Below are 23,303 nucleotides of genomic sequence, written 5' to 3' on the forward strand. Positions count from 1 at the left end.
ATTGCCGTGTGACTGTCCCCCGCCCGATGCGGTTCACCGCCGGGGGACGCCTGCCCCAGGAACGCCCGGATATCCGTCAGAGATCCAGCGGAAGTTCCTGGACCAGCAGTTTTCCGGCCATGGTCACGCCGCCGTCCATCGCGATGGCGAGTCCGTCGGCGTAGACATGCGGATGTTCGATGTTCGGACCGGAACTGTCCTCGCCGTCGTCCTCGGTGCCGACTTCGCCCACCAGATAGGGGATGGGGCTGTGGCCGTGAACGATGCGGGTGCCGCCGTACGTATCGAGAAGGGAGCGTACGGCCTCGGCACCGCCCTCGTCGCGGAAGGAGAAGCGCTTGGTGAACTTGCGGAACAGATCCCACACCTCGTCCGCGTCGTTGCGCGTGATCGTCTCGCGGACGGTGTCGTTGACCGCCTCGATCGAGTCGCCGTAGTCGAGGTAGGCGGTGGTGTCCGAGTGCACGAGCAGATGGCCGTCGACCTCCTCGATCGCGTCGAGGCGGGCCATCCACTGGAGATGGTGGTCCTGCAGCCGGTCCATGTCGGTCTTCTGGCCGCCGTTGAGCAGCCAGGCCGCCTGGAAGGTGGCCGTGCCCGCGCCCGAGTTGACGGGGGTGTCACCGAACCGCTTGGCGCCGAGGAGCAGCAGCTCGTGGTTGCCCATGAGGGCCTTGCAGTAGCCGCCGGCCGCGGCCGCCTCGGCGGACAGCCGCATCACCAGGTCGATGACGCCGATGCCGTCCGGGCCGCGGTCGGTGAAGTCGCCGAGGAACCAGAGCCGGGCGGTGCCCGCGGACCAGTTGCACTCGCTGTCGATCAGGCCCTGCTCCTGGAGTGCGCCCACCAGTTCGTCGAGGTAGCCGTGGACGTCCCCGACGACGAACAGGGGTCCCGGGCCGTCGGCGGCCAGGTCGGCGGGGTCGACGGTCACCTGAAGCGTGTCACCGCGGTTGATGACGGGCAGGTCGCGCTGGGTCGGCGTGTACCCGTCGGGATACTCGTCCAGGTCCGGCAGGGTCTGCACGCCCTCCGCGGCCTCCTGGACCTCGGTGTCGGCCGTCCCGGCTGGGATGTCGCCGGGGGCCGTGCCGTCGGCGTACGGACCGGTCTCATGGACGTACGCGGGCACCCGGAAGTCGCGCGACGTCGCCGTCCGCGTCACCTCGGGTCCCTGACCGGCCCCCTGAGTCATCGACCCCTCCACCATCGCGCCGCATCTGCACCGCATCGGACTGCCTGGTCGCAGCGGCCCGCGGTGTCGTGGGCCCATCATAGGAATGCGGATCGCGCCATGTGATGACCCAGGGGTGGTGAATCGGCGAAGGAGCCCAGTTCACCGCGGCTTTCGCCCCGATTCGGAGGGGCTTTCCCGTACGGGGCCGCCCTGGACTCCCCTGCTTCGTACTTTGCTCCACCCCTCGGACACCGACGCTTCGTACGATCATGACACCGGCGCCCGTGAACTGTCCCGAGGCCGGTGCCCGCGTTCCTGAACGGGGCCGGGCTCCCGATTCCCCTACGGGGCCGACCCCTCGTACGGCCCCGCTCCCCGGGAGCCCGCCCCGCACAAGCCCACGTTCCCCGCCCCTCGTCACCGCTCCCGGCTCAGCCTTCCTCGGGCGACCGCGGCGGACTGACCGTCGTACGCGGCGGACGGCGCTGCGAGGACGTCCGCACGATCAGTTCCGTCGGTATCACCTGCTCGACCGGCAGGTCCGAATCGACGTTCTCGATGGCGTCGATCAGGAGCTGGACCACCGCCGTGCCGATGCGGCGCGGCTTCAGGGAGAGCGTGGTGATCGGCGGCTCGGTGTTGGCGTACACCGTGGACTCGCTGCAGCAGACCAGCAGCAGGTCGTCCGGGACGCGCAGGCCGTAGCGGCGGGCCGCGGCGAGCAGGTCGGTGCCGTTCGGGTCGAAGAGGCCGTAGACGGCGTCCGGACGGTCCGGACGGGCCAGCAGCCGGTCGGCGGCCACGGCTCCCGCGCACGGGTCGTGCGCCGGGTAGGACTCGTACACCGGGTCCTGGCCGACCCGCTCGCACCAGTGCAGGTACGCCGTGGTCGAGAGGTGGGTGTACGTGTCGGTGGAGGTCCCCGTCAGGAGGCCGATCCGGCGGGCGCCGGCGGCGGCCAGGTGGTCGAGGATGCCCAGGACGGCCGCCTCGTGGTCGTTGTCCACCCACGCGGTGACCGGGAGCGAGCCCGCAGGGCGGCCGTCGGAGACGACCGGCAGGCCCTGCCGGACGAGTTCGCTGACCACCGGGTCGTGGTCGGACGGGTCGATGACGACCGTGCCGTCCAGGGCGACGTTCGACCACACGTCGTGGCGCGAGGTCGCGGGGAGGATGACCAGGGCGTAGCCCCGGGCGAGCGCGGCCGAGGTGGCGGCTCTGGCCATCTCCGCGAAGTACGCGAACTCGGTGAAGGTGAAAGGTTCATCCCCGTACGTCGTCACGGTCAGGCCGATCAGTCCTGACTTGCCGGTACGGAGGGTTCGGGCCGCGGCCGACGGGCGATAGCCCAGCCGGTCCGCGACCTCACGGACATGGCGTCGGGTGGCGTCCGGAAGCCGGCCCTTTCCGTTGAGGGCGTCGGAGACGGTCGTGATCGAGACCCCGGCGGCGGCGGCCACGTCTCTGATGCCTGCCCGTCCCGGCCGACTGCCTCGTCGGGTTGTCTCCGCGCGGCTCACCTGGTGCTTCCCTGCTGCTGTCATGGCGAGCCGATAGTAGGGCTCATGCGGTGGGGTAGTGCGGACGCATATGCAGCCGTTGACAGGCACGTTTCTGCATGGTCAAAACTCATCAACTGCCTTAGAAAGAAAGTCAGTTGAACGATATTACTGCCCTACGTGACTTGTCCGCGCGCATAGGCCTGCCAAGTGACCGATGTTTCGAAGAGGTCTCAACTCACCTCTACGAGGGATGCGCGCCACGGCGTGAGCCACCGGCGCGTGCCGAAAGGCGCGATGCGCCCCCTAATTCGTACAACTTTGTACGGTGGTACCCCTGATGCCTGTGTGACAGGTGGGGTTGCGTTCCGGACACGACCGACCCGTACCTGGTGGCGCCGAATCCTCATAAGGTGAGGAGCATTGGTAGCTGGTGGTCACGAGGAGGACTGTGGTGAGCGAGACGAGCCCCAAGCTGCGCGCCGAGCTGGAGGGTATCCCCACCTACAAGCCGGGCAGGCCGGCCGCGGCCGACGGTCCGGTGGCCTACAAACTGTCCTCGAACGAGAACCCGTACCCGCCGCTGCCCGGCGTGCTGGAGACCGTGACGGCCGCGGCCGGGGCCTTCAACCGCTACCCGGACATGGCCTGTACGGGGCTCATGAACGAGCTGGCCGAACGTTTCGCCGTGCCCGTCTCCCACATCGCCACCGGCACCGGCTCGGTCGGCGTCGCACAACAGCTGGTCCAGTCGACGAGTGGGCCCGGCGACGAGGTGATCTACGCCTGGCGGTCCTTCGAGGCCTATCCGATCATCACGCAGATCAGTGGCGCCACGTCTGTCAAGGTTCCATTGACGCCCGGGGACGTGCACGACCTCGACGCGATGGCGGACGCGATCACCGACCGGACCCGGCTGATCTTCGTCTGCAACCCCAACAACCCGACGGGTACGGCCGTACGGCGGACCGAGCTGGAGCGGTTCCTGGACCGGGTGCCCAGCGATGTGCTGGTCGTACTGGACGAGGCCTACAAGGAGTTCGTGCGGGACATCGAGGTGCCGGACGGGGTCGTGCTCTACCGCGACCGGCCGAACGTCTGTGTGCTGCGGACCTTCTCCAAGGCGTACGGCCTCGCCGGGCTGCGGGTCGGGTTCGCGATCGCGCACGAGCCGGTGGCGGCTGCGCTGCGCAAGACGGCGGTGCCGTTCGGGGTGAGCCAGCTCGCGCAGGACGCCGCGGTGGCCTCGCTGCGGGCCGAGGACGCGCTGCTCGGCCGGGTCGGTTCGCTGGTGTCCGAGCGCACCCGGGTGGTCGACGGGCTGCGCGGCCAGGGCTGGACGGTGCCCGACACCCAGGCGAACTTCGTGTGGCTGCGGCTGGGGGAGCGCACGGCGGACTTCGCGGCGGTGTGCGAGCGGCACGGCGTGGTCGTACGGCCATTCGCGGGTGAGGGTGTGCGGGTGACGGTCGGGGAGACCGAGGCGAACGACATCTTCCTGAAGGTGACGGAGGGCTTCCGCAAGGAGATCTAGGGCACATTCGGATGCCGTTTCAGCTGTTCAGAGCTGTTGAGGGGGTCGCTGCCGAGCGGGCGGGGCCCCCTCTTCATCTCCTGAGGAAACGGTGCTGCATAATTGCTTGTGAATGTGAACGCGTTCACAAGCGTTCGGTAAGGAGGGGCACGTGGACCTGGCTCTGGCGCCGGAGACCCTGGCGCGATGGCAGTTCGGCATCACCACCGTCTACCACTTCCTGTTCGTCCCGCTGACGATCTCCCTGGCCGCGCTCACCGCCGGCCTTCAGACCGCCTGGGTGCGCACGGAGAAGGAGAAGTACCTCAAGGCCACCAAGTTCTGGGGCAAGCTCTTCCTGATCAACATCGCCATGGGTGTCGTCACCGGCATCGTGCAGGAGTTCCAGTTCGGTATGAACTGGTCCGACTACTCGCGCTTCGTCGGCGATGTCTTCGGCGCCCCGCTCGCCTTCGAGGCGCTGATCGCCTTCTTCTTCGAGTCCACCTTCATCGGGCTGTGGATCTTCGGCTGGGACAAGCTGCCGAAGAAGATCCACCTGGCCTGCATCTGGATGGTCTCGATCGGCACGATTCTGTCGGCGTACTTCATCCTCGCGGCCAACTCCTGGATGCAGCACCCCGTCGGCTACCGGATCAACGAGCAGAAGGGGCGCGCCGAACTCACCGACTTCTGGCTGGTCCTCACCCAGAACACCGCGCTGACCCAGGTCTTCCACACCCTCTCCGCGGCCTTCCTCACGGGTGGCGCGTTCATGGTCGGCATCGCCGCCTTCCATCTGACGCGCAAGAAGCACATCGACGTGATGAAGACCTCGCTGCGGCTCGGCCTGGTCACCGTCGTCATCGGCGGTCTGCTCACCGCGATCAGCGGCGACACCCTCGGCAAGGTCATGTTCAAGCAGCAGCCGATGAAGATGGCCGCCGCCGAGGCCCTGTGGGACGGTGAGGCGCCCGCGCCCTTCTCCGTCTTCGCCTACGGGGACGTGGACAAGGGCCACAACAAGGTCGCCATCGAGATCCCGGGCCTGCTGTCCTTCCTCGCCAACGACGACTTCAGCTCGTACGTCCCCGGTATCAACGACGTCAACAAGGCCGAGCAGGAGAAGTTCGGGCCCGGCGACTACCGGCCCAACATCCCGGTCGCCTACTGGGGCTTCCGCTGGATGATCGGCTTCGGTATGACGTCCTTCGCGATCGGTCTTGCCGGACTCTGGCTGACCCGCAAGAAGTTCATGCTGCCGCAGCATCTGCGGGTCGGCGACGACGAGGTGCCCCACCTCTCGCTGCTCCCCGGCAAGGCCCTCGGCCCGACGCTCACCAAGTGGTACTGGCGCATCGCCATCCTCACCCTGGGCTTCCCGCTGATCGCCAGCTCCTGGGGCTGGATCTTCACCGAGATGGGCCGTCAGCCCTGGGTCGTGTACGGCATCTTCCAGACCCGGGACGCGGTCTCCCCCGGGGTCTCGCAGGGCGAGATCCTCACCTCGATGATCGTCTTCACCTCGCTCTACGCGATTCTCGCCGTCATCGAGGTCAAGCTCCTCGTGAAGTACGTCAAGGCCGGACCGCCCGAACTGACCGAGGCCGACCTCAACCCGCCCACGAAGATCGGCGGCGACCCACAGGACGCCGACAAGCCGATGGCCTTCTCCTACTAGGCCCAGGGAGCTGGAATCGCCATGCAACTTCACGACGTCTGGTTCGTGCTCATCGCCGTCCTGTGGATCGGCTACTTCTTCCTGGAGGGCTTCGACTTCGGGGTCGGTGTCCTCACCAAGCTGCTCGCCCGCGACCGGGCTGAGAAGCGGGTCCTCATCAACACCATCGGGCCCGTCTGGGACGGCAACGAGGTGTGGCTGCTCTCGGCGGGCGGCGCGACCTTCGCCGCCTTCCCCGAGTGGTACGCCACCCTCTTCTCCGGCTTCTATCTGCCGTTGCTCCTCATCCTGGTCTGCCTGATCCTGCGGGGCGTCGCTTTCGAGTACCGCGTGAAGCGGCCCGAGGAGAACTGGCAGCGCAACTGGGAGACAGTGATCTTCTGGACCTCGCTGCTGCCCGCGTTCATGTGGGGTGTGGCCTTCGCCAACATCGTGCGCGGGGTGAAGATCGACGCGGACTTCAACTACGCCGGGAATCTCGCCGATCTGCTCAACCCGTACGCCCTGCTCGGCGGCCTGGTCACCCTGTCGCTGTTCACCTTCCACGGCACGGTGTTCGTCGGTCTCAAGACCGTCGGGGACATCCGGGAACGGGCGCGGAAGCTGGCGGTTCGCGTCGGACTCGTGGCCGCCGTCGTCGCGCTCGTCTTCCTGAGCTGGACCCAGGCCGACAAGGGTGACAGTGGCTCCCTGGCCGCGATGATCGTGGCCGTGCTCGCCCTCGTCGCCGCGCTGGGGGCGGCGCAGAAGGGGCGTGAGGGCTGGGCGTTCGCGTTCTCCGGGGTCACTATCGTGGCAGCCGTCGCGATGCTGTTCCTGACGCTCTTCCCGAACGTCATGCCGTCCTCGCTCAACCCGGACTGGAACCTCACGGTCACCAACGCCTCGTCGAGCCCGTACACGCTGAAGATCATGACGTGGTGTGCGGGGATCGCCACCCCGCTGGTCCTGCTCTACCAGGGCTGGACGTACTGGGTGTTCCGCAAGCGGATCGGCACGCACCACATCGCCGAAGCCGCGCACTGAGTTGTCCCTGGCTGTGTCGACTGTGTCCGCAGGAGGTGGTTTCACGATGTTTCACGTGAAACATCGCGAAACCACCTCCCTGGACCGAAGGGCATGTTTCACGTGAAACCAATCGATCCGCGACTCCTCCGGTACGCCGGTGCCACCCGCCGTTTCCTGCTCGCGGTCGTCGGCCTGGGTGTCGTCGGCGCCGGGCTGGTCATCGCGCAGGCCATGCTCATCGCCGAGGTGGTGGTCGGCGCCTTCCAGCACGGACTGTCGGTCAATGAACTCCGTACGCCTCTCCTGCTGTTGGTGGCCGTCGCCGCCGGCCGGGCGGTGGTCTCCTGGCTCACCGAGCTGGCCGCGCACCGGACGAGCGCGGCCGTGAAGTCGGAGCTGCGCGGGCGGCTGCTGGAGCGGTCCGTCGCGCTCGGTCCCGGGTGGCTGAGCGGGCAGCGGACCGGGTCGCTGGTCGCCCTCGCGACGCGGGGAGTCGACGCGCTCGACGACTACTTCTCGCGCTATCTCCCGCAGTTGGGGCTCGCGATCGTGGTGCCCGTGGCCGTGCTGGCCCGGATCGTCACCGAGGACTGGGTGTCGGCGGCGATCATCGTCGGTACCCTGCCGCTGATTCCGGTCTTCATGGTGCTGATCGGCTGGGCCACGCAGTCCCACATGGACCGTCAGTGGCGGCTGCTGTCCCGGCTGTCGGGGCACTTCCTCGATGTCGTGGCCGGGCTGCCGACGCTGAAGGTGTTCGGCCGGGCCAAGGCGCAGGCCGAGTCGATCCGGCGGATCACTGGTGAGTACCGGCAGGCGACGATGCGGACCCTGCGGATCGCCTTCATCTCGTCCTTCGCGCTGGAACTGCTGGCGACGCTGTCCGTGGCGCTGGTCGCGGTGACCATCGGTATGCGGCTCGTGCACGGCGAGATGGACCTGTACATCGGGCTCGTCATTCTCATCCTCGCGCCCGAGGCGTATCTGCCGCTGAGGCAGGTGGGTGCCCAGTTCCACGCGGCGGCGGAGGGGCTGGCCGCAGCGGAGGAGATCTTCGCCGTCCTGGAGACGCCGGTGCCGGAATCCGGGACCGGGGCGGTTCCGGAGGGCGGGCTGGCCTTCGAGGGCGTGACCGTCCGGTATCCCGGGCGGTCGGTGGACGCGGTGGCCGACGTGTCCTTCGCGGTGGAGGCCGGGGAGACGGTCGCGCTAGTCGGGCCGAGCGGCGCGGGCAAGTCGACGCTGCTGCACACCCTGCTCGGGTTCGTACGGCCGGCGGAGGGGCGGGTGTTCGTCGGGGGAGCCGATCTCGCCGGCCTCGATCTGGAGCAGTGGCGTTCGCGGGTGGCCTGGGTGCCGCAGCGGCCGCATCTGTTCGCCGGGTCGATCGCCGAAAACGTACGGCTGGCCCGCCCGGACGCCGACGACACCGCCGTACGGAGGGCACTGGCCGACGCCGGTGCGCTGGAGTTCGTGGACGCGCTGCCCGAGGGCATCGACGCAGTGCTCGGTGAAGAGGGGGCCGGGCTCTCCGCAGGGCAGCGACAACGGCTCGCGCTGGCCCGGGCGTTCCTCGCGGACCGGCCTGTGCTGCTGCTCGACGAGCCGACGGCCGCGCTGGACGGGGAGACCGAGGCCGAGGTCGTGGCCGCCGTACGACGGCTTGCGGTCGGGCGGACGGTACTGCTGGTCGTGCACCGGCCAGCGCTCCTGGGTGTGGCGGACCGGGTGGTGCGGCTGGAGGAGGCTGTCGCCCCCTCGCACCTGCCCGGTGCTGAGCCGACAGGCGGTTTCTCGGGCGGCGATGGGCTCCTCGCCGGTGGTCCGCAACTGCCCGTGCTCGACGACGAAGAACCCGTACCCGCCGCTCCCGCAGGGCGACTTGGTGTGCTCGCGCGGGTGCGGGCCATGTCCGGGGCCCGCCGTGGCCGGTTCGGGCTCGCGCTGCTGCTCGGGAGTCTCGCGCTCGGCAGTGCCGTCGGGCTCATGGCGACCTCCGGGTGGCTCATCTCGCGGGCCTCGCAGCAGCCGCCCGTGCTGTATCTGATGGTCGCCGTGACGGCCACGCGGGCCTTCGGGATCGGGCGGGCCGTCTTCCGGTACGCCGAGCGGCTGGTGTCGCACGACGCCGTACTGCGGATGCTGGCCGACACCCGGGTCGCCGTCTACCGCCGCCTTGAGCGGCTGGCGCCCGCCGGACTGCGGACGACCAGGCGCGGCGACCTGCTGTCGCGGCTCGTCGCCGATGTGGACGCCCTCCAGGACTACTGGCTGCGCTGGCTGCTGCCCGCGGGCGCCGCCCTCGTCGTCTCCGCCGCCTCCGTCGGGTTCACGGCCTGGCTGCTGCCCGAGGCAGGGGCCGTGCTCGCCGCCGGGCTGCTCGCGGCCGGTGTCGGCGTGCCCCTCGTGACCAATGCCGTGGCCCGGCGCGCGGAACGCCGGCTCGCCCCGGCCCGCGGCGCACTCGCCACGCACGTGGCCGACCTGCTCACCGGAACCGCCGAGTCGACGGTCGCGGGCGCCCTGAACGCACGTACCGAGGAAGTCCGGCGGGCCGACTCCGCGCTCACCCGGATCGCCTCGCGCGCCGCCACCGCCACCGCGCTCGGCGACGGACTCACCGCGCTGCTGTCCGGACTGACCCTCGCGGCCACCGCCCTCGTGGGTGCCCAGGCGGTCGCCGACGGGCGGCTCGGCGGTGTGGTGATGGCCGTCGTCGTCCTCACCCCCCTGGCCGCCTTCGAGGCCGTCCTCGGGCTGCCGCTCGCCGTGCGGTACCGGCAGCGGGTACGCAGGAGCGCGGAGCGCGTGTACGAGGTCCTGGACGCGCCCGAGCCCGTACGCGAACCCGAGCAGCCGCGTTCCGCGCCGCTGTCGCCGTTCCCGGTCGTCGTCAAGGAGCTGGCCGCCCGTCATGCCGGGCAGGACCGGGACGCGCTCGCCCGGCTCGACCTCACCCTCGACGAAGGGCGCCGGATCGCCGTGGTCGGCCCGTCCGGGTCCGGCAAGACGACCCTCGCGCAGGTGCTCCTGCGGTTCCTGGACGCGGATGCCGGCTCCTACACGCTGGGCGGCGTGGACGCGTACACGCTCGACGGCGACGACGTGCGGCGGCTGGTCGGGCTCTGCGCCCAGGACGCGCACCTCTTCGACAGTTCCGTGCGGGAGAACCTGCTGCTGGCGCGGAAGGACGCGACCGAGGACGATCTGCGCGGCGCCCTCGCGCGGGCGCGGCTGCTGGACTGGGCCGAGTCGCTGCCCGACGGGCTCGACACACTGGTCGGCGAGCACGGGGCACGCCTGTCCGGCGGGCAGCGGCAGCGGCTGGCGCTCGCCCGGGCGCTGCTCGCGGACTTCCCGGTGCTGGTCCTCGACGAGCCCGCCGAACACCTCGACCTGCCGACCGCCGACGCGCTCACCGCCGATCTGCTGGACGCGACCAAGGGCCGTACGACGCTGCTCATCACGCACCGGCTGGCCGGTCTCGACGCCGTGGACGAGGTGATCGTGCTGGACGGCGGGCGGGTCGTGCAGCGGGGGACGTACGCGGAGCTGGTCGCGGTCGACGGGCCGCTGCGGGGGATGGCGGAGCGGGAGGCGGAGTCCGAGAGGCTGGCGCTGGTGGCGGCGGGAAGCTAGCGGCGCACTGTTCGACTTTCGGTGACAAACGGTACTAATTAGGCTCGGGGGATGTCCGATCCCCCGCTTCGTCCCGAGCCGTGCGTCCCGCAGTTGCTGGAGGCGATGCGGGCCGTCGGGAGCGGGCTCGGGCCGCATGCCACGCTGGAGCGGATCTGTGCGACGGCGATCGCCCTGGTGGACACCGAGCGAGCGGACATCGAGGTCCTCGCCGAGGACGGTGACGGCTTCGCCGACCGCGCTCACCAGGGCGTCGAGGGCGTCGACGAGGAGACCGCCCGGTGGGTCGAGCCGATCCGGGTGCACGGCGAGGTCTTCGGGAACCTGTACCTGGGCGACAAACGCGGCGGGGGGCCGTTCACCGAGCACGACCTGACCCTGGTCCGCGTGCTGGCCACCGAGGCGGGCATCGCCATCGGCAACGCCCGTCTGTACGAGGCCGCCCGGCAGCGCGAGCGCTGGATCGACGGATCCGTGGCCGTGACGACCGCGCTGCTCTCGGGCGGCGACATCGACGACTCCCTGCGGATCGTCGCCGAACAGGCCCGCCGGCTCTCCGGGGCCGCCGCCGGGATCGTGCTGCTGCCCACCGCCGAGGGCGGTCTGGAGATCGTCGCCGTGGACGCGGAAGGCCCCCTCGACGCGCTAGGCGTGATCGTCCCGCCGGAGAGCGAGATCGTCGCCGAACTCCTCGACGGCGAGCCGGTGTTCGTCGAGGACGCGGCCACCGACCCCCGGCTGGCCCTCGGCACCGGCCTCACCCGCGACTACGGCCCCACCATGCTGCTGCCCCTCCAGAGCGACGGCCGCGTCGTCGGCAGCCTCGCCATGCCCCGCGCGCGGGGAGAGCGCGCGTTCACGGAGACCGAGCGTGCCCTCGCCGTCCAGTTCGCCGCACAGGCCGCGCTCGCGCTGATGATGGCCGAGGCACAGCGCGACCGGGAACGGCTCGCGGTGTACGAGGATCGCGACCGGATCGCCCGTGACCTGCACGATCTCGTCATCCAGCGGCTGTTCGCCACCGGGATGATGCTGGAGAGCGCCCAGCGCGGATCGGTCGCGCCCGGAGTGCGGGACGGTGTCGGCAGGGCCGTCGACGAACTCGACGTCACCATCCGGGAGATCCGCACCGCGATCTTCGCCCTCGAGGACGACCCCGGCGAGGTCCCGTCCGAGTTGTCCACGCGGGTGGAGCGGGAGGTCCACATGGCGTCCGTGGCGCTCGGCTTCAAGCCCTCGCTCCGGGTGGCAGGCCCGGTCGACACCGCCGTCGGCGAGCTGACCGGCAAGAACCTCGTCGCCGCCCTGCGCGAGGGGCTGTCCAACGCCTTCCGCCATGCCGGGGCGTCCCGGATCGACGTCGTGGTCGACGCGAACGTGACCCTGGCGGACTGCCGCCCGGGCGTACGGCTGACCGTCGCCGACGACGGGGTCGGCATCCCTGAAGGCGGCCGACGCAGCGGTCTGAGGAACCTGCGACGGCGCGCCGAGTCGCTGGGCGGCGACAGTCGGCACGGCCCGGGCACCGGTCCGGACGGCGGCGGTACGACGGTCGTGTGGCAGGCGCCGTACTGAGGCTGTCACGGAGCCCGTTGCTGAGCCGTTCGTGGCAACGGGTCCCCCAGGCGTACGAGTTGAACAGGCAGCCCACCCGGTTTGGGGTAGACGATCGCTGACATGGGCTCACGTCGCCGTCATCCGCTGCTCGTTCCGGTTCTGCTGTGCGCGTTCGTGGTCCTGGTCGCCCGGCCCACGAACGCCTCGGGCGAAGGCGCCGACCCCGACTCCGCCACCGACTCGGGTCTCAGCGCCGAGGTGACCCGGCTGTACGCGGATGCCGCCGTGGTGACGCAGCAGTACGAGGCCGGACGGCGCGAGGCCGAGGCGGAGGGGGCCAAGGCACGGCGGTACGAGGAACTTCTCGTCCGCGAACGGCGTGACATCGCCGTCCTGCACGAGGACCTTGGCCGGATCGCCCGCGGCCAGTACCGCAGCGGCGGCGGTCTGCCGCTCACCGCGCAGATGCTGCTCGCGGACAGCCCGGAAGAGCTGATGCGGGGTCAGCGGGCCGTGTGGCAGGCCGACCTCGCCGTCAACAACGCGATCGACAAGAGCCGGCGCGCGGAGGCACGGCTCGCCGCCGACGAGGCGAAGGCGGCAGCGCACTGGCAGAAGCTGGAGCGGCGCAACGGCGAGATCGCCAAGCTGAAGCGGATCATCGAGGACAAGCTCGAAGAGGCCCGCTGGACGCTGCAGGGCCGCGCCGACGCCTCGGTCGCGGCGGGCTCCTGCCGGGGCGCAGTCCGGCTCGACCAGCCGGACCCCGGGACCATGCCGGAGTACGTCACGCCCGTGGAGACGTACGAGCTGTCCGCGAGTTTCGGCAGCGGCGGCGACCGCTGGGCCAACGGGCACACCGGGCAGGACTTCGCGGTACCGATCGGCACTCCGGTGCGGGCGGTCGGCGCGGGCACGGTCGTGTCGGTGTCGTGCGGGGGCGCCTTCGGCATCGAGATCGTGATCGAGCACCCCGGCGGCTACTACACGCAGTACGCGCACCTCGCCGCCGTCACCGTCGACCAGGGCCAGCGCGTGACCCCGGGCCAGTGGATCGGCCAGACCGGCACGACCGGCAACTCGACCGGCCCGCACCTGCACTTCGAGGTACGCGTCACCCCGGAACTGGGCTCCGGGGTGGACCCGGCGGCATGGCTCTCGGCACGCGGGGTGCAGCTGTAGGAGGTGGGCGGGGCGCCGGTAAGGGGCGGGCGCCAGGACGGGCGCCTCTTACCGCTGCCCGTACGGCGGCTCCCTCAGCCGCGTTCCGCGAGAAGTCGCTCGATCACGATGGCGACCCCGTCCTCGTTGTTCGGCGCCGTCTGCCCGGAAGCCGCCGCGAGGACGTCGGGATGCGCGTTGCCCATCGCGTACGAGCGGCCCGCCCAGGTGAGCATCTCGACGTCGTTCGGCATGTCCCCGAAGGCGACGACCTCCTCGGCCGAGATGCCCCGCTCCGCGCAGGACAGGGCCAGCGTGCTCGCCTTGGAGACACCGGGGCCGCTGATCTCCAGCAGGGCGCTGGGGCTGGACCGCGTGACGGTGGCCCGGTCGCCGATCGCCAGCCGGGCGGTGGTGAGGAACGCGTCGGGGTCGATCGTGCGGTGGAACGCGAGGATCTTGAGCACCGGCTCACCGTCGCTCGGCCCGCCCGGGGCCAGCAGCTTCTCGGCGGGCGCCCGATTGTCCGGCACCTCCATGTGCAGCTTCGGATACTCCGGCTCCTGGTGGAAGCCGTACGTCTGCTCCACGGCGTACACGGTCCCCGGCGCGGCATCGCGCAGCAGGCGTACGGCGTCCAGCGCGTTGTCCCTGGCCAGCTCCCGCACCTTCACGAAGCGGTGGGCGCCGGGGCCGCCGTGCAGGTCGACCACGGCGGCACCGTTGCCGCAGATCGCCAGACCGTGGCCGTGGACGTGCTCGCTGACGACGTCCATCCAGCGGGCCGGGCGGCCTGTGACGAAGAAGACCTCGACGCCCGCGGCCTCGGCGGCGGCCAGAGCGGCGACCGTGCGCGGGGAGACCGACTTGTCGTCGCGCAGCAGAGTGCCGTCGAGGTCGGTGGCGATCAGCCGGATCGGGACGGTGGCGGCGGGGGTCTCGGGCTCTCGGGTCGCTGAGGTCACCCGGCCATTCTCGCGTATGAGCGTGCACGACCGTGCGGGAGCCCGCACAGGTGAGTGGCCGCCCCTGGGGTCCGGGTCAGCCCAGCTGTGCCAGTGCCTCCGTGGCGATGCGCTCGAAGACCTGCTGGTCGGCCGCGAAGTCGGAGTCGGGGATGGGCCAGTGGATCACGATCTCGGTGAAGCCCAGCTCCTGGTGCCGGCCCGCGAAGTCGACGAACGCGTCCACGGACTCCAGCGGGCGGCCCCGGTCCGGGGTGAACCCGGTGAGCAGGATCCTGTCGAGCCCGTTCACGTCCCGGCCGATCGCGGCACACGCGTCGGCCAGCCTCTCGGCCTGGCCGCGCAGCGCCTGCACCGACTGCTCGGGCGTGCCGCTCTCGAACAGCCGCGGGTCGCCGGTGGTCACCCACGCCTGCCCGTGCCGCGCCGCGAGGTCCAGCCCGCGCGGCCCGGTCGCGGCCACCGCGAAGGGCAGCCGGGGGCGCTGCACACAGCCGGGGATGTTGCGCACCTCGTGTGCCGAGTAGTAGTCGCCCTGGTACGAGACGCCGTCCTTGCCGTCCTCGGTCAGCAGCTTGTCGAGCAGCGCGACGAACTCACCGAACCGGTCGGCACGCTCCCGGGGTGTCCACGGGTCCTGGCCCAGCGCGGTCGCGTCGAAGCCGGTGCCGCCCGCGCCGACACCGAGGGTGATCCGGCCGTTCGCCACGTCGTCGAGCGAGATCAGGTCCTTGGCCAGCGTCACCGGGTGCCGGAAGTTCGGCGAGGTCACCAGGGTGCCCAGCCGCACCCGGTCGGTGACAGCGGCGGCGGCCGTGAGCGTCGGCACGGCACCGAACCACGGGCCGTCCCGGAAGGTGCGCCAGGACAGATGGTCGTAGGTGAACGCGGTGTGGAAACCGAGCTGCTCCGCACGCTGCCAGGCCGAACGGCCACCCTCGTGCCAACGGCGGTAGGGCAGGATCACAGTGCTCAGACGCAGACTCGTACTCATGGATCAGAGCCTAGGCGCCGTTCATGTTTCACGTGAAACAGTCACCGAGCGCTCCCGGGCGGTCACCGGACGCGAGCGCTGAGCCACGGGCTGAGGCCGAGCAGCGGGATGTACTCCTTGTAGGTGCGGTCGCCGGGCAGCGGTACCACCAGGTGGTGGGCGGGCAGGAAGCGGCGGGCCGTGACGAACGCCAGGCCGTCGTAGACCGAGCGGAGGAACGCGGGGACGTCGTCGCGCGGGATGTCGGGGCACTCGACACCCTCGACCGTGATCAGCGCGTCGTCGTCGGGGAAGAGGCGGACGGTCACCCGGGGGACTCCGCCGAACTCGGCGAAGGCCTCGTGCGGGAGCGAGCCGTCCGGGTCCGTGGTGACGCCGACACCCGCGGCCGTGCGCCGGGAGGTCTGGTCGGCGCCGATGTCGTGGCTGACCTCGATCTCACGGGCGTACTCGGCGGCGAGGGCGCGCAGGGCGGTGACGGCGGCCTCGGTGGTGGGCAGGTGGTCCATGCCCTCGATCATGCCGGTGCTCGTGTCGTACGGGGTCAGTGCGGGCCGGGAAAACGCAGATAGCGCGGCGGTACGGCCTCCGTGAGCCATACGCCGTTCGCGCTGACGTGGAAGGCGTGGCCGTCGCGGTGCATCGCGGCCGCGTCCACCGAGAGCACGACGGGCCGGCCTCGGCGGGCGCCGACCCGGGTCGCGGTCTCGCGGTCGGGCGAGAGATGCACGGCGTGCCGGTTCATGGGCCGCAGTCCCTCGGCGCGGATCGCGTCCAGGAAGCGGTCCACCGTGCCGTGGTAGAGGTACGCCGGCGGGGTCGCCGGGGGCAGCCCGAGGTCGACCTCGACGCTGTGGCCCTGGCTGGCGCGGATCCGGGTGCCGTCGACCGCGAAGCGCTTCTTGTCGTTGGCGGCGACCACATGGTCGAGTTCGGCCCGCGTGAACCGGAAGTTGTGGGCGGCGCACGCGGCGATCAGTTCGTCGATCTCGACCCAGCCGGCCTCGTCGAGTACGAGCCCGATCCGCTCCGGCTGATGCCGCAGATGCTTGGACAGGTACTTCGACACCTTCACGGTGCGTCTTTCATCCATCTCGTTCTTGGTCGTCCTGCTTTCGTTCATCCCTCAAGGGTGCCGGGTGAGACCGTGATCACGCATTTGATTTTGGTCCGGAGGTTTGATCCACAGCCAAGTGCAGTTATCCACAGGGGAATTGGAGAAACTGTGGACAACGGACAGGCCGTCACAGCGGTGGGTTCACCCGAGCCAGCGCCCTCAACGCCCCTGGCAGGAAACGGGACATGAGATGCGCGCCCCGGGCCTCCGGTGTCACCGGGGCGACCGCCTCGTTGCGGACCACCGCGCGCAGGATCGCCGAAGCGACCTTCTCCGGCGGGTAGTTGCGCAGCCCGTACAGCCGAGCCGTCCGCTTCTGCTTACGGGACTGCTCCTCGGCGTCGACTCCCGTGAAGCGCGCGGTCGTCGTGATGTTCGTGTTGACGAAGCCGGGGCAGATCGCCGAGACACCGATGCCCTGTCCCGCCAGCTCCGCGCGCAGGCACTCGCTGAGCATCAGCACCGCGGCCTTCGAGGTGCTGTACGCGGGCAGCGCCTTGGAGGGCTGGTACGCGGCGGCCGACGCGATGTTCACGATGTGCCCGCCCTGGCCGCGCTCGGCCATCTGCTTCCCGAAGAGTCGGCAACCGTGGATCACGCCCCACAGGTTGACGTCCAGGACCTTCCTCCAGTCCTCCGGGGTCGTGTCGAAGAAGGACCCGGAGAGCCCGATCCCCGCGTTGTTCACCAGCACGTCCACGACGCCGTACTCGGTGGCGACCTTCTCGGCGAGCTTCTCCATCGCCTGCTCGTCCGTGACGTCGACGACCTCCGCCCAGGCCTCCGGGGCGCCGATCAGACGGGCCAACTCGGCCGTGCGGGCGGCACCTTCGGCGTCCCGGTCGACGGCCACCACGCGGGCGCCCGCCTCGGCGAACGCGAACGCTGTGGCCCGTCCGATGCCGCTGCCCGCCCCGGTGACCAGGACCAGCTGCCCGCCGAAACGCTGCGCGTGCTTGCCCGTCGCCGTCTCCGGGAGCCGTCCGCCCTCGTTGGCGGTCACGAACTCACCGATCCAGGCGGCCACTTGGTCGGGCCTGGTGCGCGGGATCCAGTGCTTGGCGTCGAGCGTGCGGCGCACCAGCCGGGGCGCCCACCGCTCCAGTCCGTCGTACAGCCGCTCGGAGAGGAACGCGTCCCCCAGGGGCGTGATGAGCTGCACGGGCGCGTGTGCGTACGCGTCCTCGCGCGGCCTGCTCAGCCGGGACCGTACGTTGTCCCGGTACAGCCAGGCGCCGTTGGCCGCGTCGGACGGCAGAGAGGCCGTCGGGTAGGCGTCGGCGGAGATCTTCTCGACGCGGGCCAGCATCTTCGGCCAGCGCTTGCCGAGGGGGCCGCGCCAGGCGAGTTCGGGCAGTACGGGCGTGTGCAGCGCGTACACGTACCAGGACTTGCCGCCCTGGCCCAGGAGTTGGGCGACCGCGCGCGGGGTGGGCCGCTTCAGGTGCCCCTTCGTCCAGTGGCCCAGGTGGTCCAGGGACGGCCCGGACAGCGACGTGAAGGACGCGATCCGGCCCTCGGTGCTCGCGACGGTGACGAACTCCCAGGCCTGCACCGAACCCCAGTCGTGCCCCACCAGATGCACCGGCCGGTCCGGGCTCACCGCGTCCGCGACCGCCAGGAAGTCGTCGGTCAGCTTCTCCAGGGTGAAACCGCCGCGCAGCGGACGCGGCGCCGTCGATGCGCCGTGGCCCCGCACGTCGTACAGGACGACATGGAAGCGGTCGGCGAGCCGTGCGGCGACCTCGGACCACACCTCCTTGGTGTCCGGATAGCCGTGCACGAGGATCACCGTGGGATCGGTGGGGTCGCCCGACTCCGCGACGCACAGCTCGATCCCGCCCGTCCGCACCCGGCGCTCACGCGCCCCGTCGAGAGTCACTCGTCCTCCGTCCGGCGCTCACGCGCGTCCTCAGGGGTCACGACCGTCACTTCGCCTCCGCCCAGCGCCGCACATGCGGCAGATCGTCGTCCAGCCAGAACGCGCTCTCCCGCGGGTCCGCGGAATCCGTGACGACCAGGATCTCCTCGAACTTCGCGCCCGTGCCCCGGAACCCGAGATGCGGCTCGACCGCCCACAGGCCCGGCTGCGGCGGATGGTCCGAGAAGCGGTACGGCGACCACAGGGGCGACCAGCCCTCGCGGTGGCCGCGCAGCGCGTCGCCCGCCAACCCCTTCAGGGACTGTGTCCCGAACCCGAACAGCCGGGGTGACCAGGGCCGTTCCCGCACCCGGTCGACCTTGTGCGCGATCACCCCGAAGGGATACGCGCGATGCCGGTTGGCGTAGCCCTGGCGGACCATGAGGCGGTCCACGTCCTCGTAGATCTCGCGCAGCGGGCGCCGCTCGCGCACCTCGCGCAGGATCAGCTCACGGTGGGCTTCAAGGTCGGCCATCAGCCGGTCCTGCACCGGGTTGACGCCGAGCGAACCGGAGTAGCCGATGTCCGCCGCGAAACCCTGGTGCACCGGGGCCATGTCCAGGATGAACGGCATCCCTGGCTCCAGCCGACGGCCGGTCGGGAAGAACTGGAGCGGGATACGGAAGTTCACGAACGCCGTGCGGTCCCCGAACCAGGCGAAGGGCAGATGGAACCAGTCCCGCACGCCGCGCTCGCGCAGCCACTCCCGCTGCATCCGGGCCGCCTCGCGCTCGGTGATCCCCGGTTCCAGGCGTGCCGCGACAGCCTCCGCGCACTCGTACGCCAGCCGCTGCACCCGCCTGAACCCGGCCAGTTCCGCGGCGAGTTCGCCTGTTTCCGCCGTCGCCATCGCCCGCCGCCACCGTCCCCATCGACCGCGCTACCCGCCCGTAACCTGACCTCGCGAATCTGGCACTTGTTAGAGCCCGCGTCAACAGTCGAACGCCTGTCTGTGGACAACCGCACCGACAACCGCACCGACAACCCGACGACCTCCCCGGTGATGTGGAAACTCAGGGGCCGGTTGTTCGACCTCAGGGGGACCCCTACGGGCCCGTACGACCAGAGATGGATGCCGAGACAGCTCTTCGGGCTGACGACCGGTGTGGTGTGCGCCACTACCGTCGAGGACGTGACTGTGATCGCGACCGAAAGCCTGAGCAAGCGGTTCCCCCGGGTGACCGCGCTCGACCGGCTCTCCATGGACATCGGACCCGGTGTGACCGGACTCGTCGGCGCCAATGGCGCCGGCAAGTCCACCCTGATCAAGATCCTGCTGGGTCTGTCTCCCGCCACGGAGGGCCGGGCCAAAGTGCTCGGCCTGGATGTCGCCACCGAAGGCGGCGCCATCCGTGAGCGCGTCGGCTACATGCCCGAGCACGACTGCCTGCCGCCCGACGTCTCGGCCACCGAGTTCGTCGTCCACATGGCACGCATGTCCGGGCTCCCGCCGGCCGCAGCCCGGGAGCGCACCGCGGACACCCTGCGCCATGTCGGCCTGTACGAGGAGCGCTACCGCCCCATCGGCGGCTACTCGACCGGTATGAAGCAGCGCGTGAAGCTCGCCCAGGCCCTGGTCCACGACCCGCAGCTGGTCTTCCTGGACGAGCCGACCAACGGCCTCGACCCGGTCGGCCGCGACGAGATGCTCGGTCTGATCCGCCGGATCCACACCGACTTCGGCATCTCGGTCCTGGTCACCTCGCACCTCCTCGGTGAGCTGGAGCGGACCTGCGACCACGTGGTGGTCGTCGACGGCGGCAAGCTCCTGCGGTCCAGCTCCACCACGGACTTCACGCAGAACACGGCCGTCCTCGCCATCGAGGTGACCGACACCGACGACCACCCGGACGGCACCCGCGCGGTGCGCGAGGCGCTCCACGCGCGCGGGGTGGACACCCACGACGGCAGCGGCCTGCCCGGCGCCGGGCACATCCTGCTGCTCACCGCCCAGGGCGAGGACACCTACGACCTCGTCCGGGACACCGTCGCCGACCTCGGCCTCGGCCTGGTGCGCATGGAACAGCGCAGGCACCACATCTCCGAGGTCTTCACCGACAGCGACGAACAAGGCGGCGACGTGGCGCAGAACCTGGGCAAGGAGGCGGTCGGCCATGGCGGTTGAGCAGACCCCGGCACAGTCCCCGGCACCGGCGGGCGCCCAGTCCCGCATCCACAACATCGGCTACCGCTCGTACGACGGCCAGCGCCTGGGCCGCGCCTACGCCCGCCGCTCCCTCTACTCGCAGTCCCTGCGCGGCGCCTACGGCCTCGGCCGCTCGGTCAAGTCCAAGGTGCTGCCGATGCTGCTCTTCGCGGTGATGTGCGCCCCGGCGCTCATCATGGTGGCGGTCGCGGTCGCCACGAAGGCCAAGGAACTGCCCGTCGAGTACACGAACTACGCGATCATCATGCAGGCGCTCATCGGCCTGTACGTCGCCTCGCAGGCACCCCAGGCCGTCTCCCGGGACCTGCGCTTCAAGACCGTACCGCTGTACTTCTCGCGCCCGATCGAGACCGCCGACTACGTCCGCGCGAAGTTCGCGGCACTGGCCTCGGCCCTGTTCCTCATCACCGCGGTGCCGCTGGTCGTGCTCTACGTGGGCGCCCTGCTGGCCAAGCTCGACTTCACCGACCAGACCAAGGGATTCCTCCAGGGGCTCGTCTCCGTGGCACTGCTCTCGCTGCTCTTCGCCGGTATCGGCCTCGTCATCTCGGCCGTCACCCCGCGCCGCGGCTTCGGCATCGCGGCCGTCATCGCCGTACTGACCATCTCCTACGGGGCGGTCTCCACGCTCCAGGCCATCGCCGACGCACAGGGCAGCAGCGGTGCCGTCCCCTGGATCGGCCTCTTCTCGCCCATCACGCTCATCGACGGGGTGCAGACGGCCTTCCTGGGCGCGACGTCCGCCTACCCCGGAGGGGTAGGCCCCAGCACCGGCGAAGGTGTGATCTTCCTCCTCGCCGTCCTGGGCCTGATCGCCGGCTGCTACGGCCTTCTGATGCGCCGCTACCGAAAGGTCGGACTGTGACCACGCTCAACATCGACCACGTCTCGCGCTGGTTCGGCAACGTGGTGGCGGTCAACGACATCACCATGACGATCGGCCCCGGCGTCACCGGCCTCCTCGGCCCCAACGGCGCCGGAAAGTCCACCCTCATCAACATGATGGGCGGCTTCCTGGCCCCCTCCACCGGCACCGTCACCCTCGACGGACAGCCCGTGTGGCGCAACGAGCAGATCTACAAGCACATCGGCATCGTCCCCGAGCGTGAGGCGATGTACGACTTCCTCACCGGCCGCGAGTTCGTCGTCGCCAACGCCGAACTGCACGGCCTCGGTGCCAAGGCGGCCCAAAGGGCGCTCGCCACGGTCGAGATGGAGTACGCGCAGGACCGCAAGATCTCCACGTACTCCAAGGGCATGCGCCAGCGCGTGAAGATGGCCAGCGCGCTCGTCCACGACCCCTCGCTGCTCCTGCTCGACGAGCCCTTCAACGGCATGGACCCGCGTCAGCGCATGCAGCTCATGGATCTGCTGCGCCGCATGGGCGCCGAGGGCCGCACGGTCCTGTTCTCCTCGCACATCCTCGAAGAGGTCGAGCAACTGGCGGCCCACATCGAGGTCGTCGTGGCCGGACGGCACGCGGCCAGCGGCGACTTCCGCCGTATCCGCCGCCTCATGACCGACCGACCGCACCGCTACCTCGTACGCTCCAGCGACGACCGCGCCCTCGCTGCCGCGCTGATCGCCGACCCGTCGACCTCCGGCATCGAGGTGGACCTCGCGGAGGGCGCCCTGCGCATCCAGGCCGTCGACTTCGGCCGCTTCACCGCCCTGCTGCCCCGCGTCGCCCGGGACCACGGCATCCGGCTGCTCACGGTCTCGCCGTCCGACGAGTCCCTCGAATCCGTGTTCTCGTATCTCGTCGCCGCGTAGGAGGCCGACTCATGTACGACCCCACAGTCGCCCGGCTCACCTACCGGGCCCTGCTCGGCCGCCGCCGGGCCCTCATCCTCGGCGCGCTGCCCCTGCTGTTGATCATCATCGCCGTCGCCGTACGCGGCCTCGTCGGCGCCGACGACCAGACCGCGGCGGACGTCCTGGGCGGGCTCGCGCTCGCCACGATGGTGCCGATCATCGGCGTCATCGCGGGCACCGGCGCGATCGGCCCGGAGATCGACGACGGCTCCGTCATCTACCTGCTCGCCAAGCCGCTCAAGCGGCCCACGATCATCTACACCAAGCTGATCGTCGCCATCGGCGTCACCATGGCGTTCTCGGCTGTGCCCACCTTCATCGCCGGCCTGATCCTCAACGGCAACGGCCAGCAGGTCGCCGTCGCCTACACGGTCGCCGCGCTCGTCGCCTCCATCGCCTACGCGGCGCTCTTCCTGCTGCTCGGCACGGTCTCCCGGCACGCCGTGGTCTTCGGCCTCGTCTACGCCCTCGTCTGGGAGGCCCTGTTCGGCTCGCTGGTGCCCGGGGCGCGCACGCTGAGCGTCCAGCAGTGGGCGCTGGCCGTCGGCCACAAGGTCACCGACGGCGACCTGGTCACCTCGGACGTCGGCCTGACCACGGCGACGGTCCTGCTGATCGTGGTCACCGTCCTCGCCACCTGGTACGCCGGCCAGAAGCTGCGCACCCTCACGCCGACCGGCGACGAGTAGAACGGCCCCGGGCGCGCGTCGGTCTTGACAGAGACTTCACGCGTGTCCGGGCACACTGGACAAACGGGAAGCAGGGCGAGGAGGACGGGGATGGCAGGGAAGACAGCACGGGGTGGGTCCGGGGACGACTGGGACGCGCTGGTTCTCGACGAGGACTTCATACGCTCCGCCGACACCGCCGAACCGTCCGCCCGCGCCCGGATGCTGGCCGCCCGGTGGCGGAAAGAGGCGCCCGAACCGCAGCCCTGGCGGTCGGACGAACCCCCGGCCGGCTGGTTCTTCAGCAAGTCCCGTCGCCGCAGGTGGCGCCGGAAGTAGAGCGGAAGTAGAGCGGCCCGCCCGTCCCGGAACCGTTCACCAGTTTTATTCGGTGGCGTCCGACTCGCCGTACGGGCACAGT

19 protein-coding genes are annotated in these 23,303 nt (G+C 70.4%); 11 read left to right on the forward strand and 8 right to left on the reverse strand.

The annotated features are described in order from the left end of the window. Nucleotides 1-76: 76 nt before the first annotated feature. Together OG787_RS24355 and OG787_RS24360 are read right to left on the reverse strand one after the other, a co-directional pair. Complete coding sequence (locus OG787_RS24355) at nucleotides 77-1,210, reverse strand: metallophosphoesterase (RefSeq protein ID WP_405536362.1); 1,134 nt, start codon at nucleotides 1,208-1,210, stop codon at nucleotides 77-79. Between the two features lie 398 nt (nucleotides 1,211-1,608). Then, nucleotides 1,609-2,721 (reverse strand): LacI family DNA-binding transcriptional regulator, encoded by a 1,113-nt coding sequence (locus tag OG787_RS24360; RefSeq protein ID WP_369029097.1) that lies wholly within the window; start codon nucleotides 2,719-2,721, stop codon nucleotides 1,609-1,611. A gap of 409 nt (nucleotides 2,722-3,130) precedes the next feature. Here OG787_RS24360 and hisC point away from each other — a divergent pair, with 409 nt between their 5' ends. From hisC to OG787_RS24390, 6 genes are all read left to right on the forward strand, one after another. Beyond that, on the forward strand, nucleotides 3,131-4,210 hold the full coding sequence (gene hisC, locus OG787_RS24365; protein ID WP_405536363.1) for a histidinol-phosphate transaminase: 1,080 nt from the start codon (nucleotides 3,131-3,133) through the stop codon (nucleotides 4,208-4,210). A 151-nt stretch (nucleotides 4,211-4,361) separates the two neighbouring features. Beyond that, nucleotides 4,362-5,870 carry a cytochrome ubiquinol oxidase subunit I gene (locus OG787_RS24370; RefSeq protein WP_405536364.1) on the forward strand — a complete coding sequence of 503 codons (1,509 nt, stop codon included), beginning with the start codon at nucleotides 4,362-4,364 and terminating at the stop codon, nucleotides 5,868-5,870. Nucleotides 5,871-5,891: 21 nt separating this feature from the next. Continuing rightward, nucleotides 5,892-6,896 carry a cytochrome d ubiquinol oxidase subunit II gene (gene cydB, locus OG787_RS24375; RefSeq protein WP_369029094.1) on the forward strand — a complete coding sequence of 335 codons (1,005 nt, stop codon included), beginning with the start codon at nucleotides 5,892-5,894 and terminating at the stop codon, nucleotides 6,894-6,896. Between the two features lie 93 nt (nucleotides 6,897-6,989). After that, on the forward strand, nucleotides 6,990-10,517 hold the full coding sequence (gene cydD / locus OG787_RS24380) for a thiol reductant ABC exporter subunit CydD (protein WP_405536365.1): 3,528 nt from the start codon (nucleotides 6,990-6,992) through the stop codon (nucleotides 10,515-10,517). Between the two features lie 51 nt (nucleotides 10,518-10,568). Continuing rightward, complete coding sequence (locus OG787_RS24385) at nucleotides 10,569-12,092, forward strand: GAF domain-containing protein (protein ID WP_405536366.1); 1,524 nt, start codon at nucleotides 10,569-10,571, stop codon at nucleotides 12,090-12,092. 102 nt (nucleotides 12,093-12,194) lie between these two features. Further along, nucleotides 12,195-13,256: a M23 family metallopeptidase gene (locus OG787_RS24390; RefSeq protein ID WP_369029091.1), complete on the forward strand. Its 1,062-nt coding sequence runs from the start codon at nucleotides 12,195-12,197 to the stop codon at nucleotides 13,254-13,256. Nucleotides 13,257-13,330: 74 nt separating this feature from the next. On the opposite strand, the gene OG787_RS24395 is transcribed toward OG787_RS24390, so the two are convergent. From OG787_RS24395 to OG787_RS24420, 6 genes are all read right to left on the reverse strand, one after another. After that, entirely contained in the window at nucleotides 13,331-14,200 is an 870-nt protein-coding gene (locus OG787_RS24395) for a Cof-type HAD-IIB family hydrolase (RefSeq protein ID WP_369029090.1), read from the reverse strand. Nucleotides 14,201-14,276: 76 nt separating this feature from the next. After that, complete coding sequence (locus tag OG787_RS24400) at nucleotides 14,277-15,194, reverse strand: LLM class flavin-dependent oxidoreductase (RefSeq protein ID WP_369029089.1); 918 nt, start codon at nucleotides 15,192-15,194, stop codon at nucleotides 14,277-14,279. Nucleotides 15,195-15,256: 62 nt separating this feature from the next. Next, nucleotides 15,257-15,715: a hypothetical protein gene (locus OG787_RS24405; RefSeq protein ID WP_369029088.1), complete on the reverse strand. Its 459-nt coding sequence runs from the start codon at nucleotides 15,713-15,715 to the stop codon at nucleotides 15,257-15,259. A gap of 23 nt (nucleotides 15,716-15,738) precedes the next feature. Further along, nucleotides 15,739-16,287 (reverse strand): RNA 2'-phosphotransferase, encoded by a 549-nt coding sequence (locus OG787_RS24410; protein WP_405540572.1) that lies wholly within the window; start codon nucleotides 16,285-16,287, stop codon nucleotides 15,739-15,741. A 151-nt stretch (nucleotides 16,288-16,438) separates the two neighbouring features. Beyond that, the gene (locus OG787_RS24415) at nucleotides 16,439-18,193 is read right to left on the reverse strand and encodes an SDR family oxidoreductase (protein ID WP_405536367.1); all 1,755 of its coding nucleotides are present in this window, start codon (nucleotides 18,191-18,193) and stop codon (nucleotides 16,439-16,441) included. Between the two features lie 46 nt (nucleotides 18,194-18,239). Further along, nucleotides 18,240-19,082 carry a M24 family metallopeptidase gene (locus OG787_RS24420; RefSeq protein ID WP_369029085.1) on the reverse strand — a complete coding sequence of 281 codons (843 nt, stop codon included), beginning with the start codon at nucleotides 19,080-19,082 and terminating at the stop codon, nucleotides 18,240-18,242. A gap of 222 nt (nucleotides 19,083-19,304) precedes the next feature. Here OG787_RS24420 and OG787_RS24425 point away from each other — a divergent pair, with 222 nt between their 5' ends. The 5 genes from OG787_RS24425 to OG787_RS24445 all read left to right on the forward strand — a co-directional run bounded on the left by OG787_RS24425 (nucleotide 19,305) and on the right by OG787_RS24445 (nucleotide 23,221). After that, nucleotides 19,305-20,357, forward strand: a complete 1,053-nt coding sequence (locus tag OG787_RS24425) for an ABC transporter ATP-binding protein (RefSeq protein ID WP_369029084.1) — start codon at nucleotides 19,305-19,307, stop codon at nucleotides 20,355-20,357. Further along, nucleotides 20,347-21,264 carry an ABC transporter permease gene (locus tag OG787_RS24430; protein ID WP_405536368.1) on the forward strand — a complete coding sequence of 306 codons (918 nt, stop codon included), beginning with the start codon at nucleotides 20,347-20,349 and terminating at the stop codon, nucleotides 21,262-21,264. Before OG787_RS24425 ends, OG787_RS24430 begins: the two co-directional genes overlap by 11 nt. After that, a complete protein-coding gene (locus OG787_RS24435; protein WP_235476881.1) occupies nucleotides 21,261-22,172 on the forward strand; it encodes an ABC transporter ATP-binding protein in 912 nt (303 codons plus the stop codon). Before OG787_RS24430 ends, OG787_RS24435 begins: the two co-directional genes overlap by 4 nt. A gap of 11 nt (nucleotides 22,173-22,183) precedes the next feature. Continuing rightward, nucleotides 22,184-22,903 carry an ABC transporter permease subunit gene (locus tag OG787_RS24440; protein ID WP_405536369.1) on the forward strand — a complete coding sequence of 240 codons (720 nt, stop codon included), beginning with the start codon at nucleotides 22,184-22,186 and terminating at the stop codon, nucleotides 22,901-22,903. Nucleotides 22,904-22,993: 90 nt separating this feature from the next. Then, nucleotides 22,994-23,221, forward strand: coding sequence for a hypothetical protein (locus OG787_RS24445; RefSeq protein ID WP_235476883.1), 228 nt, complete (start codon nucleotides 22,994-22,996; stop codon nucleotides 23,219-23,221). The last annotated feature ends 82 nt before the right edge of the window (nucleotides 23,222-23,303 follow it).

The organism is Streptomyces sp. NBC_00075 (assembly GCF_045041225.1).
In the GTDB taxonomy this organism is placed as follows: Bacteria; Actinomycetota; Actinomycetes; order Streptomycetales; family Streptomycetaceae; genus Streptomyces; species Streptomyces adonidis.